General features: G+C 67.5%; 14 protein-coding genes and 3 pseudogenes. 4 read left to right on the forward strand and 13 right to left on the reverse strand.

The window, feature by feature from the left end:
* Positions 1 to 10: 10 nt before the first annotated feature.
* The 6 genes and pseudogenes from U5640_RS06860 to U5640_RS06885 form a co-directional block, all read right to left on the reverse strand.
* Entirely contained in the window at positions 11 to 577 is a 567-nt protein-coding gene (locus U5640_RS06860) for a DM13 domain-containing protein (protein WP_340374896.1), read from the reverse strand.
* A 245-nt stretch (positions 578 to 822) separates the two neighbouring features.
* On the reverse strand, positions 823 to 1299 hold the full coding sequence (locus U5640_RS06865) for a hypothetical protein (RefSeq protein ID WP_340374897.1): 477 nt from the start codon (positions 1297 to 1299) through the stop codon (positions 823 to 825).
* A 154-nt stretch (positions 1300 to 1453) separates the two neighbouring features.
* Positions 1454 to 2646, reverse strand: a pseudogene (locus tag U5640_RS06870) (IS3 family transposase).
* A gap of 64 nt (positions 2647 to 2710) precedes the next feature.
* On the reverse strand, positions 2711 to 3898 hold the full coding sequence (locus tag U5640_RS06875) for an AMP-binding protein (protein WP_340374898.1): 1188 nt from the start codon (positions 3896 to 3898) through the stop codon (positions 2711 to 2713).
* 253 nt (positions 3899 to 4151) lie between these two features.
* Positions 4152 to 4439 carry a YciI family protein gene (locus tag U5640_RS06880; RefSeq protein WP_340374899.1) on the reverse strand — a complete coding sequence of 96 codons (288 nt, stop codon included), beginning with the start codon at positions 4437 to 4439 and terminating at the stop codon, positions 4152 to 4154.
* Between the two features lie 61 nt (positions 4440 to 4500).
* Positions 4501 to 5085 (reverse strand): TetR/AcrR family transcriptional regulator, encoded by a 585-nt coding sequence (locus U5640_RS06885; RefSeq protein WP_340374900.1) that lies wholly within the window; start codon positions 5083 to 5085, stop codon positions 4501 to 4503.
* A 323-nt stretch (positions 5086 to 5408) separates the two neighbouring features.
* Between U5640_RS06885 and U5640_RS06890 the strand changes: the two are divergent.
* Positions 5409 to 5942 (forward strand): annotated as a pseudogene (locus U5640_RS06890) (TerD family protein).
* Positions 5943 to 6107: 165 nt separating this feature from the next.
* Here U5640_RS06890 and U5640_RS06895 read toward each other — a convergent pair.
* Together U5640_RS06895 and U5640_RS06900 are read right to left on the reverse strand one after the other, a co-directional pair.
* A complete protein-coding gene (locus tag U5640_RS06895) occupies positions 6108 to 6536 on the reverse strand; it encodes a transposase (RefSeq protein ID WP_340374901.1) in 429 nt (142 codons plus the stop codon).
* Positions 6537 to 6659: 123 nt separating this feature from the next.
* A complete protein-coding gene (locus U5640_RS06900) occupies positions 6660 to 7313 on the reverse strand; it encodes a hemolysin III family protein (RefSeq protein ID WP_340374902.1) in 654 nt (217 codons plus the stop codon).
* Positions 7314 to 7713: 400 nt separating this feature from the next.
* Between U5640_RS06900 and U5640_RS06905 the strand changes: the two genes are divergently transcribed.
* The gene (locus U5640_RS06905; RefSeq protein ID WP_340374903.1) at positions 7714 to 8064 is read left to right on the forward strand and encodes a hypothetical protein; all 351 of its coding nucleotides are present in this window, start codon (positions 7714 to 7716) and stop codon (positions 8062 to 8064) included.
* Positions 8065 to 8541: 477 nt separating this feature from the next.
* Here the strand turns inward: U5640_RS06905 and U5640_RS06910 are convergent, their stop codons facing one another.
* Entirely contained in the window at positions 8542 to 8745 is a 204-nt protein-coding gene (locus tag U5640_RS06910) for a cold-shock protein (protein WP_006143223.1), read from the reverse strand.
* Positions 8746 to 8988: 243 nt separating this feature from the next.
* Positions 8989 to 9327 carry a MerR family transcriptional regulator gene (locus tag U5640_RS06915; RefSeq protein WP_340374904.1) on the reverse strand — a complete coding sequence of 113 codons (339 nt, stop codon included), beginning with the start codon at positions 9325 to 9327 and terminating at the stop codon, positions 8989 to 8991.
* Positions 9328 to 10464: 1137 nt separating this feature from the next.
* On the opposite strand from U5640_RS06915, the pseudogene U5640_RS06920 reads away from it, so the two are divergent.
* Positions 10465 to 10611 (forward strand): annotated as a pseudogene (locus U5640_RS06920) (ATP-binding protein); the annotation flags it as partial.
* A gap of 91 nt (positions 10612 to 10702) precedes the next feature.
* Here the strand turns inward: U5640_RS06920 and U5640_RS06925 are convergent.
* Positions 10703 to 11575, reverse strand: coding sequence for a DMT family transporter (locus tag U5640_RS06925; protein WP_340374905.1), 873 nt, complete (start codon positions 11573 to 11575; stop codon positions 10703 to 10705).
* Positions 11576 to 11912: 337 nt separating this feature from the next.
* Here U5640_RS06925 and U5640_RS06930 point away from each other — a divergent pair, with 337 nt between their 5' ends.
* Positions 11913 to 12311 (forward strand): DUF4440 domain-containing protein, encoded by a 399-nt coding sequence (locus tag U5640_RS06930; RefSeq protein ID WP_340374906.1) that lies wholly within the window; start codon positions 11913 to 11915, stop codon positions 12309 to 12311.
* A 741-nt stretch (positions 12312 to 13052) separates the two neighbouring features.
* Here the strand turns inward: U5640_RS06930 and U5640_RS06935 are convergent.
* Positions 13053 to 13256, reverse strand: coding sequence for a cold-shock protein (locus tag U5640_RS06935; protein WP_003973099.1), 204 nt, complete (start codon positions 13254 to 13256; stop codon positions 13053 to 13055).
* 773 nt (positions 13257 to 14029) lie between these two features.
* Positions 14030 to 15205 (reverse strand): PP2C family protein-serine/threonine phosphatase, encoded by a 1176-nt coding sequence (locus U5640_RS06940; RefSeq protein WP_340384980.1) that lies wholly within the window; start codon positions 15203 to 15205, stop codon positions 14030 to 14032.
* Positions 15206 to 16249: the final 1044 nt, after the last annotated feature.

Below are 16249 nucleotides of genomic sequence, written 5' to 3' on the forward strand. Positions count from 1 at the left end.
CGGAATGCCGTCAGACCCGGGCGAGTTCTGCGGCGCCGAAGGAGACGTCGAAGCGGTCGCACCAGATACTCACGCTGGTGAAGTCCGCCGGGTCCACGTCGGCGGGCACGGGGTAGTTCTGGCTGCCTCTGTTCCCCTTGAGCCTGCCGAGGCTGACGTACGCACCGTCATCGAAGACGTGCCAGCCGCCCCGTCCCTCCCGCACCGGGGCGTCGGTCAGCCACACACGCAGATCCGGTCCATTGCTCGTATCGAGATTCTCCAGCCGCACGACATGGGAGCCGTCGGCGAGCCGCACGAGCTTCACCGTGCCCGAAGTAGCGTGCTCATGACTGATGAGCACACCGCTCGCCAGCGTCCGGGGCTTCGGGGCCGGGGAGGGAGTCCCGGAGCGGGCGGGCCCGGCAGTGGGAGGGGCCGATGCCGCCACGGTGCCCGGCAGCGCCTCCTGCACGGTCTTGTCCTGCCACAGCTTCCACGGCTGGAACCAGTACAGCCCGAAACCGAGACCGGCGACGGCCACCGTCAGCACCCCGATGACCAGTGGCCTGGCCAGCGCCTTCCGTCGTCGCCCCATTCCCGCCTCACTTCCTCCAGAGCCTGCTGTCACCACCGGAGTCAACAGAACGGGGAGCCGTCGCGCAGCGTCAGGGAGGTGACGGAACTCTTACGTCTCGTACGCGGACGTCGAACACACAACAGGACCCTGGCCCTTCCGGCCCATTCGGTCCACGTGTGAGGAGCAGGCTGCGGCCGGTCATCATGGCCTGGAGGGGCCGTGCCGCGCCTGTTTCAATGTCCTTCGGTTGGCCACAGGGTCCATCACAGTCCCCGCCATTGGCGCGTGAAGCGACCAAAGTAGGGGCGGGGCCGGTAGGGATCATAGTCAGGGGTGGCGTCCAATTCGCGCAGTAGCTTGAACTGGTGGGGTGCGCGATGACAGTTGCGGATGAGGGCCCATTCGGCGGCGACGGGCCACTGGTTGAGCTGGGCTCGGATACCAGGGCGCCATTGCTCCCAGGTCTCGCCGCCGACCCAGCCCAACCCGCGCAGTTCCAGCTCGTCTTCACAAAGCCGCAAGTACAGGCGCACGGCTTTGAGTTCCTCGCTGCTGCATGCTGTGGCGTCCTCGGCGACGAGGGCCAGGGAGGGGAAGCCGTCGAGGATTTGCCAGTAGCGTGCGATATAGGCGTCTTCGATGGTTTTGACGCGGGCTCTGGCGGCGCTGACCGCGCTGCTGATCAGTGCGATGAGGGCGACGCCTGCGGCGAAGACGGCGACCCAGAATTCTGCGTTCACTTCGTGGAGTCCTCGGGGCAGTAGGAAAGAGAGGGTCTCTAATCTCGCCAACCCTTCTCCGCTCTCATCCGTTCGGCCAGTAGTGGGATGACCGGTATCCCCGTGGCAGCTCTTCTGAGCTGCCCCGAGTTTCGTGGAGTCCGGCGATCTTGTTTCAGGCGGACTGCGGGGTGGCCTCCTGCTGTCGCCACCAGTCGCGTTCGTACTCGGCGGGCGGTACGTAGTCGAGGGCGGAGTGGAGCCGTTCCTCGTTGTACCAGGCGACCCACTGGAAGATCGCCCGCTCGAGCTGGTCGACGTCCCTCCAGGGGCCCTGCATCTCGATCAGCTCGGCCTTGAAGGTGCCGTTCAGGGCCTCGGCCATCGCGTTGTCATAGCTGTCCGCGACCGAGCCGACCGAGGCCGAAGCCCCGACGTCGGACAGCCTCCCGGTATAGCGAATTGATACGTATTGCGCCCCGCGGTCGCTGTGATGAATGAGGCCGGAGTCCTTCTTGATCTTCCGTCTCCACAACGCCATCTCCAGTGCGTCCAACGGCAGTTCGGTTCGCATGTGGTTCGCGACCTGCCAGCCGACGATCGTCCGGGAGAAGACGTCCAGGACGAACGCCACATACACCCAGCCCGTCCAGGTGCGGACATAGGTCATGTCGGCCACCCAGAGCTGGTCGGGTCGGCTCGCGGTGAAGTCACGGTCGACCAGGTCCGGCGGCCTGGGTGCCGCCGGCTCCGGCACGGTGGTGCGGCGCCGCTGGCCGCGGATGACGCCTTCGAGGCCCAGTTCGGCCATCAGCCGCTCGACGGTGCAGCGGGCCACGTGGACGCCCTTGCGCCGCAGCGCGCGGGTGATCCGGCGGACGCCATAGGTGCCGCCGGACTCGGTATGGACCTGTTCGATCAGCGGCATGAGCTGCTCGTCCCGCAGTCGGCGGGCCGACTTCGGCCGCTTCTTGCGCGCGTAGTACGCCGACTCGGACAGCCCCAGCACCCGGCCGGCGAACCCGACCCCGAGGCCCTTGTCCCTGAGGTGCTCGATCACCTGGTCGGCCTCGTCCGGGGACGGTCGAGTTCCGCCGCAAAAAACGCGCTCGCGGCCTTCAGAATCTCGTTCGCCCGCCTCAACTCCGCGTTCTCCCGGCGGAGTTGTTTCAGCTCGTCCCGCTCTGCGGTGGTCAGCCGGTCGTCGCGTTCCCCGGTGTCCGCCTCGGCTTGGCGGACCCAGCCGCGCAGGGCCTCCTTGTGGATGCCCAGGTCCTTCGCGACATGCGCGATCGGACGGCCGGTGGTGCGGACCTCACGGACGGCACGCTCGCGGAGCTCGTCGGGGTATTTACGTGGTGCTGGCACTGCACGTGGTTCTCCTTCGGGCCAGGATCATAAGCCTGGCTTCAGGGACTCCACGAAACGGGGGTCAGCTCACGTCGGTGTCCTCGGGACGGCCGAAGTAGCCCTTCATCACCTGCGGCCCCCGGATCCACACCTCGCCCGGCTCGCCCGCCGCCACGTCCAGCCCGGTGACGGGGTCGACGAGCCGCGCCTGCGTCGACGGCAGCAGATGGCCCACGCACGCGACGGGCTCGTCACGGTTGCCGTCGGCGTGCAGGTGCGAGGCCGGGGACAGCTCGGTCATGCCGTACGCCTGCCCGACCTCCACGCCCAGCCGCTCGGCCACCGCCGCCTGTACCCCTGCGTCCAGCGGCGCCGCCGCGCAGATGACACGCCGCAGATGCGACAGGTCCAGGGTTCCGACCGCGGGGTGCTTGGCCAGGGCGAGCATGACCGGCGGAGCGACGTACGCATGGGTGATCCGGTCGCGTTCGAGGCTGGTCAGGAACGCGTCGAGGTCGAAGCGCGCGTGTACGTACACGGTGGCACCGCGGTGGAGCGCGTTGTTGACCAGCGCGGTCAGCCCGAAGATGTGGAAGAACGGCAGGATCGCGATGACGCGGTCGCCCTCGTCGACCCGATGCAGACCGTTCATCTGCGCGAGGTTGGTGCACAGGTTGCGATGGGTCAGCATCACCCCCTTGGGCACGCCCGTCGTGCCGCTGGAGTACGGCAGCACGGCGACGTCCACGGCCGGATCGATCTCGACGGTCGGCACGATGCCGTCGCCGAGCAGTCCCAGCACCGGAGGATGGCCGTCGGCCTTGTCACAGACCAGGATCTCGATCTCCCGGCCGGTCTGCCGCCGGACCAGCTCGACCGCGTCCCGCGCGGTCTCGATCAGCGCCGCCACACTCACCATCAGACGCGCCCCGGCGTCGATCAGCTGCTTGGCAATCTCGGCAGGGAGGGCCAGCGGCGACAGCGTGGTCACCGTCCCGCCCACGGCGGTGGTGGCGTAGAGCACCACCGGGAACAGGATCGTGTTCGGCGAGTGCAGCGCCACCACTTCGCCCTTGCCGATGCCCTCGGCGGCCAGACCCGCCGCGAGCCTGCCGACCATGGCGGCCAACTCCCCGTAGCTGAGCGTCTGCCCGCTGGAGGCGTCCACCATCGCGGGCAGAGTCCCGCGCAGGGCCGCCTCGCCCAGCACCCATTCATGGACGGGCCGGTTGACGACGGGAACATCCGGGTACTTGCTCTCGTAGATCACGGCAACCCCGTTTCGCAGTTCTTCCCCGTTGGTCGGAACCGCTGACCACCGCCCGCTGGAGGGATCGGTGCGCCCGAGCCGACCATGTCGATCATCTGATCGCCGCCGAACCACCGCTTGGTGAAACTCTGAGGCTTCCCTGAGGAGAAGATGAGGCTGGGCGGTCGCCGATGACGGCGAGGAACTGGGCGCGCCGACCCCGCCAAGCTGCAGCGCGGCCCACCACCGGGGCAACGAACATCTCCGCGCGTCTTCAGTCCTCGAGGAACGCGAGGCGCGGGTCTGTCAGGTTCGGAGCGATCTCGATGACCTCGGCCGCCACGACGTCGTGGACCACAAACGGGTCCTCGGCAACTCGCGCCTGAAGGTCCTCCCGGGTGATCGCCGTGGCGATCACTGCGCCGCCCTGCGCCGGCTGGATGCTCCCGACCAACAGGAAGACGCCGTCCTCCACGCCCTGGCGGATCCACTTCTGATGCCCGGGCATGTACTCGGAGGCCGCGGCCTTGTTGGCAGAGAAACGGAGCAGGACGACGAACACGAAAGTCTCCTCACAGATAGGGACGCGTACGAAGGAGGGAACCAGAAGCAACGGGAGCGGCTCAGCGCGCGGCGTCGCCGGATGCGTGAGAGGCCAGTCGCCCGGTCAGCCATGTGTTGATCCGCTCGACCTCGCGATACACGAAGTCGCTGTCGTGAAACGCGTTCGACAGCGTGGCAACCCCTTGGCTGAACGCCAGGACGTGCATGGCGAGGTCATCGGCTTCTGCCTCGAACCCGAGGTCCTCGAACTGCTCGCGCAGCCAGGTACGGAACAGCTCGAAGACGCCCACGGCGTGCGCACGGGAGGGATGGTCGAGCTTCGCAAGCTCGTTCGTCAGCGTCCCCACCGGGCAGCCGTAGCTCTCGATGTCACCGCGGTTGGTGATGACGATCTCAACGAACCGCCGCACGCGATCAAGCGGGTCTGCCGAGCCGTCAGTCCATTCGGCGAGCATCTTCCGCGTGCTCACCAGTCGGGCCTCGATCACCGCTTGAAGGATCTCGTCCTTGGTCTTGAAGTGGTAGTAGAAGTTGCCCCGGGAGATCCCCACCGCCTCCGCGATCGCCGCGAACGACGTCGGCTCGAAGCCCTGCTGGTAGAACAGGCGGTTCGCCGCATCGACGATCTGCTCGCGCGTACCCACGACAACACCTCACACCGGACGACCGCCCCTAGGACGACCGCCCTAAGCGACAGTCGACACATTAGGACATGCGTCCTAGCCTGGCAAGGCGGGCTGCGCGGCGGAGATCGTCGTACGCCGGGGTGCGGGGGTCGAAGACCAGCCGAGTGATCACAATGCGGTGCGGGGCGGCGTTGGGCCGGCGTTCGCCGCCCTGGTCGAGCCGACGCAAGGCCCCATGGCCCCATGGCCCCAGGAGTACGTGAGGGGACTGGCTCCTGCCCGAGCTCAGGCGCCTCCAGTGCAGGTGCCGTGCGATGGCTTGAAAGAGAGGCAGCAATTCGGTGAGCAGCGACAGCCACGGCGTGGGGAAGGCCGAGGTCCGGCTCAAATGGGACCCGAGTCCCTGGGATCAGCCGCCCCATCATCTCGACATCATCGCCACCACCTACTCGGCCGACGCCCCCTTCGGGCAGCCCGTGTACGTCGTGCACTTCGACAGCCGCTCACCGGACGGCACCATCAACATGAGCCGGCACAGTCAGACCGGGCGAGGCTTCGGCTACGTGGAAGCGATGACCCTGGAGCTCGATCGCCTCGCTTCCTCCTTCGCACGCGCGGTGGTGGGTGTCGCGATCCACCAGATCAGTGGCCCCAAAGTTTCCGGTGACATATCGAACGCCGGAGTCCTGGTCGTCGAGGAGTAAAGGGAACTACTGAAGAACGACTTCACACACGTCTCCGGATACACCGCCGCGACCGTCGCGGAGTTCACCAGGGACGCCTCGGGAACCTGGGAGTTCCACGAGATGGCCCGAGGGTTCGACAGCGACCCTGTGATCTTCACCGCCGAGATGGGCCGCACCCCACAGTCCTGACCAAACAGCGGCGCAGAAAGCGTACGACCGTCACGGTTGCGCCGCTCGCACACCCCTCGTGCGCAGTTCACTGCGCGAGGAGGCACTGCGCCATTGCTCCGTCGCACAACTGGGCGCTCTCGGTCGCGAAGGCTGTGGTGACGCACTGACCTCAGCTGTGGTGTCCTAGTTGCAGGACGCACGTGCACTCATGCGCCGGGTCTTGCCCTCCTGCGTGCGGCGTTCGCAGTACGCCTGGGTGCGCGGATCGTGGCGCAGCCGGGTGAAGACGATGCGGTGCAGGGCGGCATGGGCCTGGCGATCACCGCCGTGGTTGAGCCGGCGCGTGCTCCGACGGCCGGAAGAGCACTCGATGGGGCTGACTCCGCAAAGGGCAGCAAAGGACGCCTCGGTGTTCAGCCGGTCGGGGTTGTCCCCCATGGTGATCAGGAGAGTGACGGCGCTGTCCGGACCGATACCCACCGGTATGAGCAGCTGCGGGGCGTGGCGTTCGACGAGCCGGGTCAGGCGGTGGTTCAGCTCATCGATCTGCCCGGTGAGCTGCTCAACGCGCTCGGCGAGCATACGCAATGTCAGGTGGGTGGCCTGGGCCACCGCGTCCTCGTCTCCCCCACCGTCGTGCGGGCGAGGCGCGCGCACGTGCGGAACAGCTCGGAGTGGTGGGGGAAGTTGGAGGAAGCATCAACAGCGAGCGAGGCAATACTCGTCGCCGCGCCCTCAGTAGGTGGCCAGGGAGATGGCGATGTAGTGCGCGGTGAAGGCTGCCACGGTCAGGGCGTGGAAGACCTCGTGGTAGCCGAACCAGCGGGGTGAGGGGTCGGGCCGCTGCAGGGCGTAGACGACCGCGCCCGCGCTGTAGAGGAGACCGCCGACAACGATCAGGACGACTACGGCTGCTCCGCCGGTGTGCAGGAAGTCGGCCAGGTAGCGTACAGGTGCCCACCCCAACGCCAGGTAACACGGGGTGTACAGCCAGCGCGGAGCTCCGACCCACAGGACCCGGAACACGATGCCGGCCACTGCTCCCGTCCATACGATCCACAGCAGCATGGACCGCTGTTCCGGCGGGAGGAGCATCACGGCCAGAGGGGTGCAGGTGCCGGCGGTGATCAGGAAGATGTTGGCGTGGTCGAGTCGTCGTAGAAGAGCCTCGCCCAGCGATCCCCAGGTGCCGCGGTGGTAGACGGCGCTCGTTGCGAACAGCAGCCAGGCGGTGACCGAGTACACGGCGCAGGCCAGGACTGCCTGCGGAGTACGGGCCAGGCAGATGAGTACGACGCCCGCGATCAGTGCGGCGGGCACCATTCCGGCATGGAGCCAGCCACGCAATTTCGGCTTGATCGGTTCGGCCAGGTCGGCCGCCCGCTCCACCAGGGCGGAAACCGAGTGAGTCTTCTCCCCTGCGTGTCCGCCTCGCGATCCGTCGGGTGGCCCGTCTTCGCGGCGCTCTCCACGCGCTGAGGCAGCGTGACCGTATTCGACGTCAGCGGCATCACGGGACACAGCTTCTCGTTCTCCCTCGGGCAACTGGGTGTCACTGACAGCAATGCGGTAATGCTAAGAGACCTCACTCCGGCAGCATTCATGGGAGGTCGGTCCGGAGCCACGCCGTCGACAGCCGGGCCCGGGCCGGCTCGCCGCCGCGTGAACTTCAGCCCTGTCGCCCCTCCCGCCGATTGGGCCTGCCGAAGCGGAGTAGAACGACCGGCCATGGGAAAGACCAGGGGCTTCCGAACGGGCATCTCCGCTCGCCTGAGCGCAAGGATCGCCGATGCATCCTGAGGTCCGCCCGCACGTATCCACCGCCCTCGCAGACCAGTTGGAACACCAACTGGACCCGGCTCCACATCTCGAGGCCGGCCAGCTCGATGTGGAGCGCGTCGCCGGCATCGCAGTCGTCGCGGCCGCCCACTCCGACGGCTATGCGGCCACCGGCCATCTCCTCGGGCTGCAGGCCGCGCTGCCTGCCCCCACCAAGGCGGGAGAACGCTTCTGGTCGGACCTGTGGAGGTCGTCGGGCACCGCGTACCTGCTACCCGTCAACATGAAGGCTCAGGTGCTGCGTTCTCTGGAAGGAGAGGGAACCGCCCAGGCCAGGGCAGATCCTCTCGGCCATCGATGAGATGACTCCGCCCCGGCGCACAGCGGCCGGGGAAGTGATCGGTCAAGCCCTCGCCGAGTCCGACCATTTGCCTGACCTCACGACACAGGTCATCGGCGAGTTGCGGCTCCGAGATCTCGTTCTCACCGCCCGGCGCGTTCTGCATGCGGACCGCAGATGGGACGATCCGGATGTACGGCAAGCCTTCCTCGCCGCCTGGACGGGCACCTGACTGTCTACTGCTCCGGACTGCGCGAACCGAGGCGCAGGGCATACGGCACCCGAACCGTACGACGCTCGAAGCAACTGGGGTCAAGAGGTTCGGCCGAGGTCGCACTCGCCTCAACACATCAGGGGCCGCGCAGCCATGGCAGCGCGGCCCCTGATCCTGTACACGCCCGGCGCGAGAGCAGGCGCTTCGCCCGGTGGGCGGCAAAGCCCGCACGGGTGGCGTTCCCCGGACGCAGTGTGCGCGATCGCTCGGGCAGGTCTGCGAGGTCAGACCAGGTTGATGTTCTCGGCCTGCGGACCCTTCTGGCCCTGGGTGACGTCGAACGTCACGGCCTGGCCCTCCTGGAGCTCACGAAAGCCCGAGGAGTTGATCGCGGAGTAGTGCGCGAAGACGTCCGGGCCGCCGCCGTCCTGGGCGATGAAGCCGAAGCCCTTCTCCGCGTTGAACCACTTCACAGTTCCCGTAGCCATGTCTCATACCTTCCAGTCGATGAACGCCCCCCACTCCATGTGGCAGGCGGAGGTGATCGCCCTGGTTCCTGCGACACAGCACAGCAAAACGCCCACACCTAAGGCGCGGGCAGGGGGAAATTCCGAACCACGACAGCTGACACAGAACGCTACACGCCCACACGCCGCGTCACCACAGGAACGATCACGCCGCACGGCAGACCATGCGTGCGGTGCCCGCCGACGTGCACGGGCACGCTCGTCTCACGCTGCTGCGGTCGGGTTCGCCGACTCCGCGGCGCGGCGGTATTCGGCGTTGAGGCGCTGGGCTTCTTCGAGCTGGTCCTCGAGGATGATGATGCGGCAGGCGGCCTCGATGGGGGTGCCCTGGTCGACGAGTTCCCGGGCGCGGGCGGCGATGCGCAGCTGGTAGCGGGAGTAGCGGCGGTGGCCGCCTGCGGAGCGGAGTGGGGTGATGAGGCGGGCTTCGCCGATGGCGCGGAGGAAGCCCTGTGTGGTGCCGAGCATCTCGGCGGCCCGGCCCATGGTGTAGGCGGGGTAGTCGTCGTCATCGAGACGGCCGAATGTGTCGTCTGCTGTCATTGCACCTCTCTGTAAAACGCGTCGAGGGGCCCTGGCGCCGTACTGGCACCAGGGCCCCGAAGGAACTACTACACCATCTGCCGGCCCTGATACTGCACCGGCCCTCAGTTTCCGCGGACCCGACCGAGACACTGTCGGGGGCGCGGGGATCGCGGTTGCTCGACCGGAGACCACCTCACTATCGATGTCCTGCGGTACCCGGGTCCAAGACTTCCACCCCGGGCGATCCTGATGGCGCTCGGCTCCTCCGTTCTTCCCTCTTGATCAACTACTCACTTACGGAAACTGCGAACTGCTGGTGGCCTCGAAACAGAGCCACCCTTCGACAGCCGGCCCCGTCGCCTGTCCTGCGTCTGCTCTGGCTTGGAACCCCACTGCCGAACCTCCCGGTGCGCGCGCCCGCAGCCGACGCCTTCACCGAGGTACTGCCACTGCGGTGCTGCTCATGGCGGCCCCTGATCACCGCGGGCCACCCGGTCCGGTCGTCAGTCCCGTCGCCGTCCTGCGACCACTCTGGCTTCGGAACTCCACCACCGCACCGTCATGCCAACTGCAACTGGTGATACTGCCCGGCAGTTCGTGTCTGCCGGGCCTTGCTCGATCTCGGCTACGAGAGGAACCTTAACTACACCGCCGCCGAATGTCTACTCCGGCTGGGATAGATTTCCGCGCCCTCGAAGAGGAGGTAGTCCGCCTCGACCGGTCTGCCTCGACCGGCCCCCAGATGGTTCGAGCAGCTCCGAGGCTCGGTCCGGCGCACTCAGTGGCCCCCGCCGCGCAGCACGGCCGACTGAGCGTGGCGTCGCCGACCGGGACGGTGTCTCCAGCCGTGACGCCCAGCAAATCGGCCGTTGACAAGTGCGGCACGAGGCCCTGCGCCGCCCTCGACGATCCCGGGGCGGCGAACCCGCACGGCCCCTGACTTGAGCAGTCCGCGGGCTACGGAGACACGGGCTCACGGCAGCAGGTGCCGTCACGCGTCGGTTGTGGTCCTCCGCCCACTTCAGGCAAGCACTGGGGCTCTGCGGGGTTGGCAGGTGGAGTGTGGGGCACAGGGGTCGGGTAGCCAGGGCGGGGACATGGACGATTCAGAGATCAGGGTGACCCTGATGATCACGGTGATTGCCAGTGTCACAGCCGACCGTGGCTCCTGACGCGGCGGACACGGTGCTCTTGGTCGTGTCCGAGCTCGTCACCGATGCCTGGCGCCACGGCGGGAGCCGCTGGACACCGGAACTGACTGCGCACCCCGACACCATGGAGGTCGCCGTTCACGATCCCAGTCGGCATGTGCCGCGCAGAGCAATTGTCAAGACTTGTGGATGCCTCCAGGTGCGTTGCCCTCGCCAGTTGGGTGCTGGCGAGGCCAACGAGCTCATGCTTGGTCGCGGGCCAGGACGGCGATAGCCGTCAGTAGCAGGATCGATCCGAGTATGAGGGCCGAGTTGATCTGCTCGCCGAGCAGAATGGCAAGGAGCGCGGCCGTGACCGGTTCGAGGAGCACGAGGACGGCGGCGGTGGTGCTGGGCACCGTGGTCAGCCCGGCGAAGTACCAGCGGTAGGCCAGCAGGGTCGGCACGACGCCTAGGAAGATCAGCCAGCTGGTGGACTCGATGGTGTGCCCAGTCCGGGGCCAGACGCCTTGGGTCAGCGCAATTGGCAGGAGGCATAGTGCTCCTGCTCCCCAGGTGGTCGCGCCCGCGCTCGTGGTGCCCGCCTTGCGGGCCCACAGGGTGACGGCGCTGTAGCCGACGGCCGAGAGTAGGGCCAGCGTGACGCCCAGAAAGGGACGGGGCCCGGAACCTGGATGCGCAACCAGAAGCAACAGGCCCGTGAGAGCGATCCCGATCGCGACGGCACCGCGCTTACTGAGCCGTTCATCGAACAGGACGTGCGCTCCGGCACTGACCAGGATCGGGCTCGCGCCAAGTGTGATCAGCGTACCCAGTGCAAGTCCGGCGTCCTGCACGGCACCGAAATAGGCAGTCTGGTAAGCCGCCAGGGCGATGCCGGTCAGGACGGAGGTGCGCCAGTCCGGGACGGGTCCGGCCGGAGCAGAATGTCGGAGGTGCCGTGCGGCCAGGAGAGTAGCGGCGATGGCGAAACGCCAGAACGACACGGCTATGGGGCCGAGGCCGCTGGTGCGGAAGAGCTCCTCCGCCGCCGCGCCACCCGCTCCCCAGGCGATCGCTGCGGCTGCCACGAAGAGCAGGCCACGTCGAAGCGGCGTCATGGCAGATGTGGTCATGCGGTGCGTCTCCATGATGGATGGCCGAAAGGGGTCCACGCGGTGTGCGGACGGCATCCATCGCCCCGGCAACTCTGTGGCCGGGGTCGAAGCTGGTCTTTGTGCCGCCCGCTACCGGACGGGCGGCGGCAAGATCATGAAACGCATACGGGAACCCTAGCGCGCGGCTCCAGCGGGCGAGCCTGCTATCCACCCTGCCCTCGCTGCACGCCGGGCGTCAGGCTGCCGGCTTGGCCCTCCTCGGAGCGGGCCAACCCACGGAACCACCGCGGGACACAGCCTGCGGCGGTATTGGCGACGGCTGATGTCCACGCTCCTTCGCTGTTACTGTCGCGCCATGTCCAAGACCGAGATCGACGCGGTGACCGCCGAGTTCTTCGGCGCCTTTGACAACCGGGGTGGCAAGGCTGCCGAGGTGGCCCGGATCCGCCAGCTGGTTCTTCCAAGCGGTGTGATCGTCAAGACCGGACCGGAGTTCACGGTCTACACCGTGGACGAGTTCATCGAGCCCCGCCAGCGCCTGCTGACTGACGGTCGGCTGGTCGAGTTTTCCGAGTGGGAGGTCTCCGAACGGACCGATATCGCGGGCGATATCGCGTCGCGGTTCGGCGAGTACCGCAAGTCCGGGATCTTGGACGGTGAGCTGTTCGAGGGTGGCGGGACCAAGACCATCCAGTTCGTCCGCACCTCAGACGGCTGGCGGATCACAGCATTCGCCTGGTATGACCAGCCCTGAAGCCTGTCGAGCACGGGCTGGACCGTCAACCGCCACCTGTACCTCACGCCAGGTCGGTTCGGAAGTACCTGTGAGGCGACGGGCCATGACGTCGATCGCCTGACTCGGCGAGCCCACGGGCCTCAACGCTCAGGCGGACCGACGAGTAATTGTCAATACCTGTATTGGTTGAGCTCACCCTGGCTCGGTTGGACTGATGGCGACGGGTTCGATCTCGAAGCCGTCGTTGTTTCTCCAGGTAGGCGGCGTAGTGCTGTTCACCGCCGGCGTGCGGGTGGCGGTCTTCGAAGAGCAGGTGCCAGCCGTGCTGTGCCGCGTCAGTCGACCTCGGCCTCCAAAGCCGCGGCCAGCATTTCACGGGAGCGGGCGGGGCGGTCATTCGTGTACGTGCGGTTCATACGGAACCTTCCTCGATGTGGCACATATCAAGGAATTTCCGCTGCGATGAACGGCGCGGAGAATTACGAGTATGGACCGGTGGCAAAAGAAAGCAGATCTGGCCGGCCGAAATCCCGGGGGCGCAGGTGCTGAAATTAGTGACGCGATGGGGACTTTGCGATCCGGGCGCCGACTGCGGGGCAGCGCTTCAGGGTGCGCCTGCGTCCTGAGGGAGGAACCCTTGCGGTGGTACTGCGGATTCCTCCGGGGCGTCCCGCGGATGAAAGCCGCTCCGGGATACGCGTGCAGCTGGGGCCCGCACCCCGAAGGATGCGGGCCCCAGCTACGGATTGCGCGTGAGCGTCAGGCCGGAACGATGTTCTCGGCCGTCGGGCCCTTCTGGCCCTGCGCGATGTCGAAGTTCACCTTCTGACCTTCGAGCAGCTCACGAAAGCCCTGCGCGGCGATGTTCGAGTAGTGGGCGAACACGTCGGCGCCGCCACCGTCCTGCTCGATGAAGCCGAAGCCCTTTTCCGCGTTGAACCACTTCACGGTACCAGCAGCCATGTCATATCTCCTTTGGGGCAGTGCATCGGCGTCCGCACTGCGCGGGCGCCGTGTCGCCGCGATGATTACCCCGCCCGGAAATGACCGGAAATACAAAAGTGCTCCCGACCGACAGAGGCCCGGCGGGGGCGCTTGAAGTTTTGGGAACCACAACTGCAACCGAGATGGACAATAGCACACCGGACGGCCCGTGCACGTTGGATAATTCCGCTCTGCTCTTCGCGGCAAAAAGCTTCCGCTGCACGGCCCTCCAAAAACTGATCCCTCGGGGACAGATATGATTCACTCGGCGTTCAACGCCTCAGGAAGGGTGGCCAATCGGCACGCTGCGCGGCCCCTCTTCAGTGTGGGTGAGGCGCCTGGTCATGACGTTAATGGCGGCCCGGGTGATGAGGCTCTCGCAGTGCTGGATGAGCCGTTCGCACTCCCGCGCTCTCGCTCAGCACGTCCAGGTTGACCACGGCGTACACCGCCCCCTGGCGAGGCCGGAGTGGCCAAGCCGGTCAACGCTCTGTCGAAGTGTGAGGCGGCCCGAGGAGGAAGGACCGACTGTGCCTGCGCCCTGCCCCCGCCGGGCCCGTGCCCGTGGCACCGGCAAGGGAGGCCGTCATGCACTACGGCCCCCGGCTCATGCCCTGATCATCAACGCTTCGGCCGGGTCGAGCCCGTCATCGCGGGCACAGGCCCTCCGGCAGGAACAGGGCGGGCTGGACCGGCCCTCACGTCATTCGGGTCCGCGGCCACCATGCGGCCTCCCCTGAGAGCGCCCGCGGTCACGGATGCTTCGTACGGGCTGCTGAGGCTTGCCGGGTGTCCGCGCCGGAGCTGACGTGTCGCTGGGTGTGCTGGGGGCCGTGCCAGTCGAGGCACATCACGGTGGCGTCGTCCTCGAGGCGGCCGCCTGCCGCGTCGAGGACTGCGGAGGTCAAGATCAGCGCGGTCTCCCGCGGGTGCAGATCCCGGGTCCTCTCCAGCAGGTCGGCAAGGTCGACCTTGTCTCCTTGATGTTCGAGCATGCCGTCGGTCAGCATGAGCAGACGGTCACCGGAACGCAGATCGATGTCCTGGACGCGGTAGGGGTGGGGTAGGCGCACGGACAGCCCGAAGGGATGGTCCACCTGGCAGGTGATCGTCTCCGCGATCCCGTCGCGCATGCGCAGGGGCCAGGGGTGGCCGGCGTTGACGAGCCGGGCCCGCCCGGTGTGGAGGTTGATGCGCAGCAGCTGCCCGGTGGCGTGGCCGCGGTTGTGGTCGGCCAGGGCCTGGTCGGCGAGGTGGGCCTGCTCCGCGAGACCGGCTCCTGCGCGGCGGGCGCCACGCAGGGCGCCCACCAGGACGGTGGCGGCCAGGGCGGCGTCGATGTCGTGGCCCATGGGATCGGTCACCGAAATGTGCAGGGTGTCGCGGTCCAGGGCGTAGTCGAAGGTGTCGCCGCTGAGGGCCGCGGAGGGCTCCAGACTCCCGCACAGAGTGAACTGGGCGGCCTCGCACGAGAGCGACGGCGGCAGCAGCTGGTACTGGATCTCCGCTGCCAGGGTGGGTGGCCGGGAGCGTTTGCCCCAGGTGTACAGATCGGTGAAGCGCCCGTTGGCGATCACGACGTACGCCAGCACGTGGGCGGCTTCCCCGACCGCTTCCAGGACGTCCGGGTCGGGGGTGGCCGGCAGGAGCAGTTCCAGCAGTCCGATGGCGTCTCCGCGGTTGGTGACCGGCACGATCACCCGCTGCCCCTGGTCTGTCGCCTCTTGATAGGGCCGCTGGGTTCGGATCACGACCTCGTAGACGCTGCCGAAGAGAGGGATCCGCTCCGCCTCCCGCCCGTCCTCCACCGCCCCGGCTGTGGAGAGCCGCGCCACTGCCTTCCCCGTCAGATCGACGATGAGAAATGAGACCTTCGTGGCGCCGAAGCGCCGCAGCAGCTCCTCCGCGAACACGTCGACGGCCTCCACCGGCGCCGCCGTCTCCGCAGCCGTCAGCAGCTCGGGATACCCACTGCGCCCACCACTCACGACCGCGGTCCTTTCACCCCCCTAACAGGGTGGAAGCTGCCACGCCGCGCGTCAACCGCGGCCGATCACGGGCCGTGCTTCGACTGCACCGCCGCGATCAGGCGACGGCCTCGTTCGCTGACGGTCAGGATTCGACCGACGGCCGGCGTCCTCGAGTCAGGCTGAGGGTCTTCGGCTGCGCCCCGCCCTGGGTGCGCATGTGCTCGTTGATGCGCTGGGTTTCTTCGAGCCGGTCCTCGAAGAACGACGATGCGGCAGGCGGCTTCTCTGATCGACCTTGACGGACACCCGAGTGGCCCGCCGCACCGCACCGGTTGTCCCACGTCGACGCTCACACGAAAGGCTTCGAATCTTTATTTTGCACTCCTGCGGTTGCTGCGCGAGTTCCGCCTCGACCTGCTGAGATCTCCGCTGCGGTCCGGGGGCGCGAAGGCGGCATGGCGACTGAACGCCGCGTGTCGACAGAGCCCGCGGTGCGCTCCATGGCGTGCCGACGATCACCGACGCCGGGCAGGCTGACGATGCGGATGTGGTCGGCTCGGGCCGTGCCCCGCGACGTGGTGCAGGGGGTCAAGCGCTCCGCGTTCCGGTTCGAGGCCCGTGGCGATCTCCGCCGAGGCGGCCGTCCGCGACGCGCCCCGCCGGAGCAGGGCGAACGCCCGAACCCGCGTAGCCACCGTCTCCGACCTGCGGATTCCGGCGCCTTGATCCCCTACTCCACTTGGCGGGACGCCACCTCGGCTCGGGCCGGTTGAAGCCGTTTCCGGGCACCCCGGGCCACTTCCTTCTACGCCCGCCAGGTCTGGAACTACTGCGGGATGCCGGCGGTGCAGTACGCAAGGCCGGTCGCCTTGACGAAGCGATCGACCTCTTCCAGCACCTCATGAACGCGTGCCGATTGCGATGGCTTTGGAGTGCCGGAGGTGAGGAATCCGCCGGGGGGGGCAGGCCGCTGGCGCAGGCGATGACCACGCCGGGGCAGAG

The organism is Streptomyces sp. SS7, assembly GCF_037993025.1.
GTDB lineage: Bacteria > Actinomycetota > Actinomycetes > Streptomycetales > Streptomycetaceae > Streptomyces.

Coding starts and splice junctions, on each gene's coding strand:
- U5640_RS06860 (WP_340374896.1), bottom strand. CDS start 577: ATGGGGCGACGACGGAAGGCGCTGGCCAGGCCACTGGTCATCGGGGTG.
- U5640_RS06905 (WP_340374903.1), top strand. CDS start 7,714: ATGCATCCTGAGGTCCGCCCGCACGTATCCACCGCCCTCGCAGACCAG.
- U5640_RS06910 (WP_006143223.1), bottom strand. CDS start 8,745: ATGGCTACGGGAACTGTGAAGTGGTTCAACGCGGAGAAGGGCTTCGGC.
- U5640_RS06915 (WP_340374904.1), bottom strand. CDS start 9,327: ATGACAGCAGACGACACATTCGGCCGTCTCGATGACGACGACTACCCC.
- U5640_RS06925 (WP_340374905.1), bottom strand. CDS start 11,575: ATGACCACATCTGCCATGACGCCGCTTCGACGTGGCCTGCTCTTCGTG.
- U5640_RS06930 (WP_340374906.1), top strand. CDS start 11,913: ATGTCCAAGACCGAGATCGACGCGGTGACCGCCGAGTTCTTCGGCGCC.
- U5640_RS06935 (WP_003973099.1), bottom strand. CDS start 13,256: ATGGCTGCTGGTACCGTGAAGTGGTTCAACGCGGAAAAGGGCTTCGGC.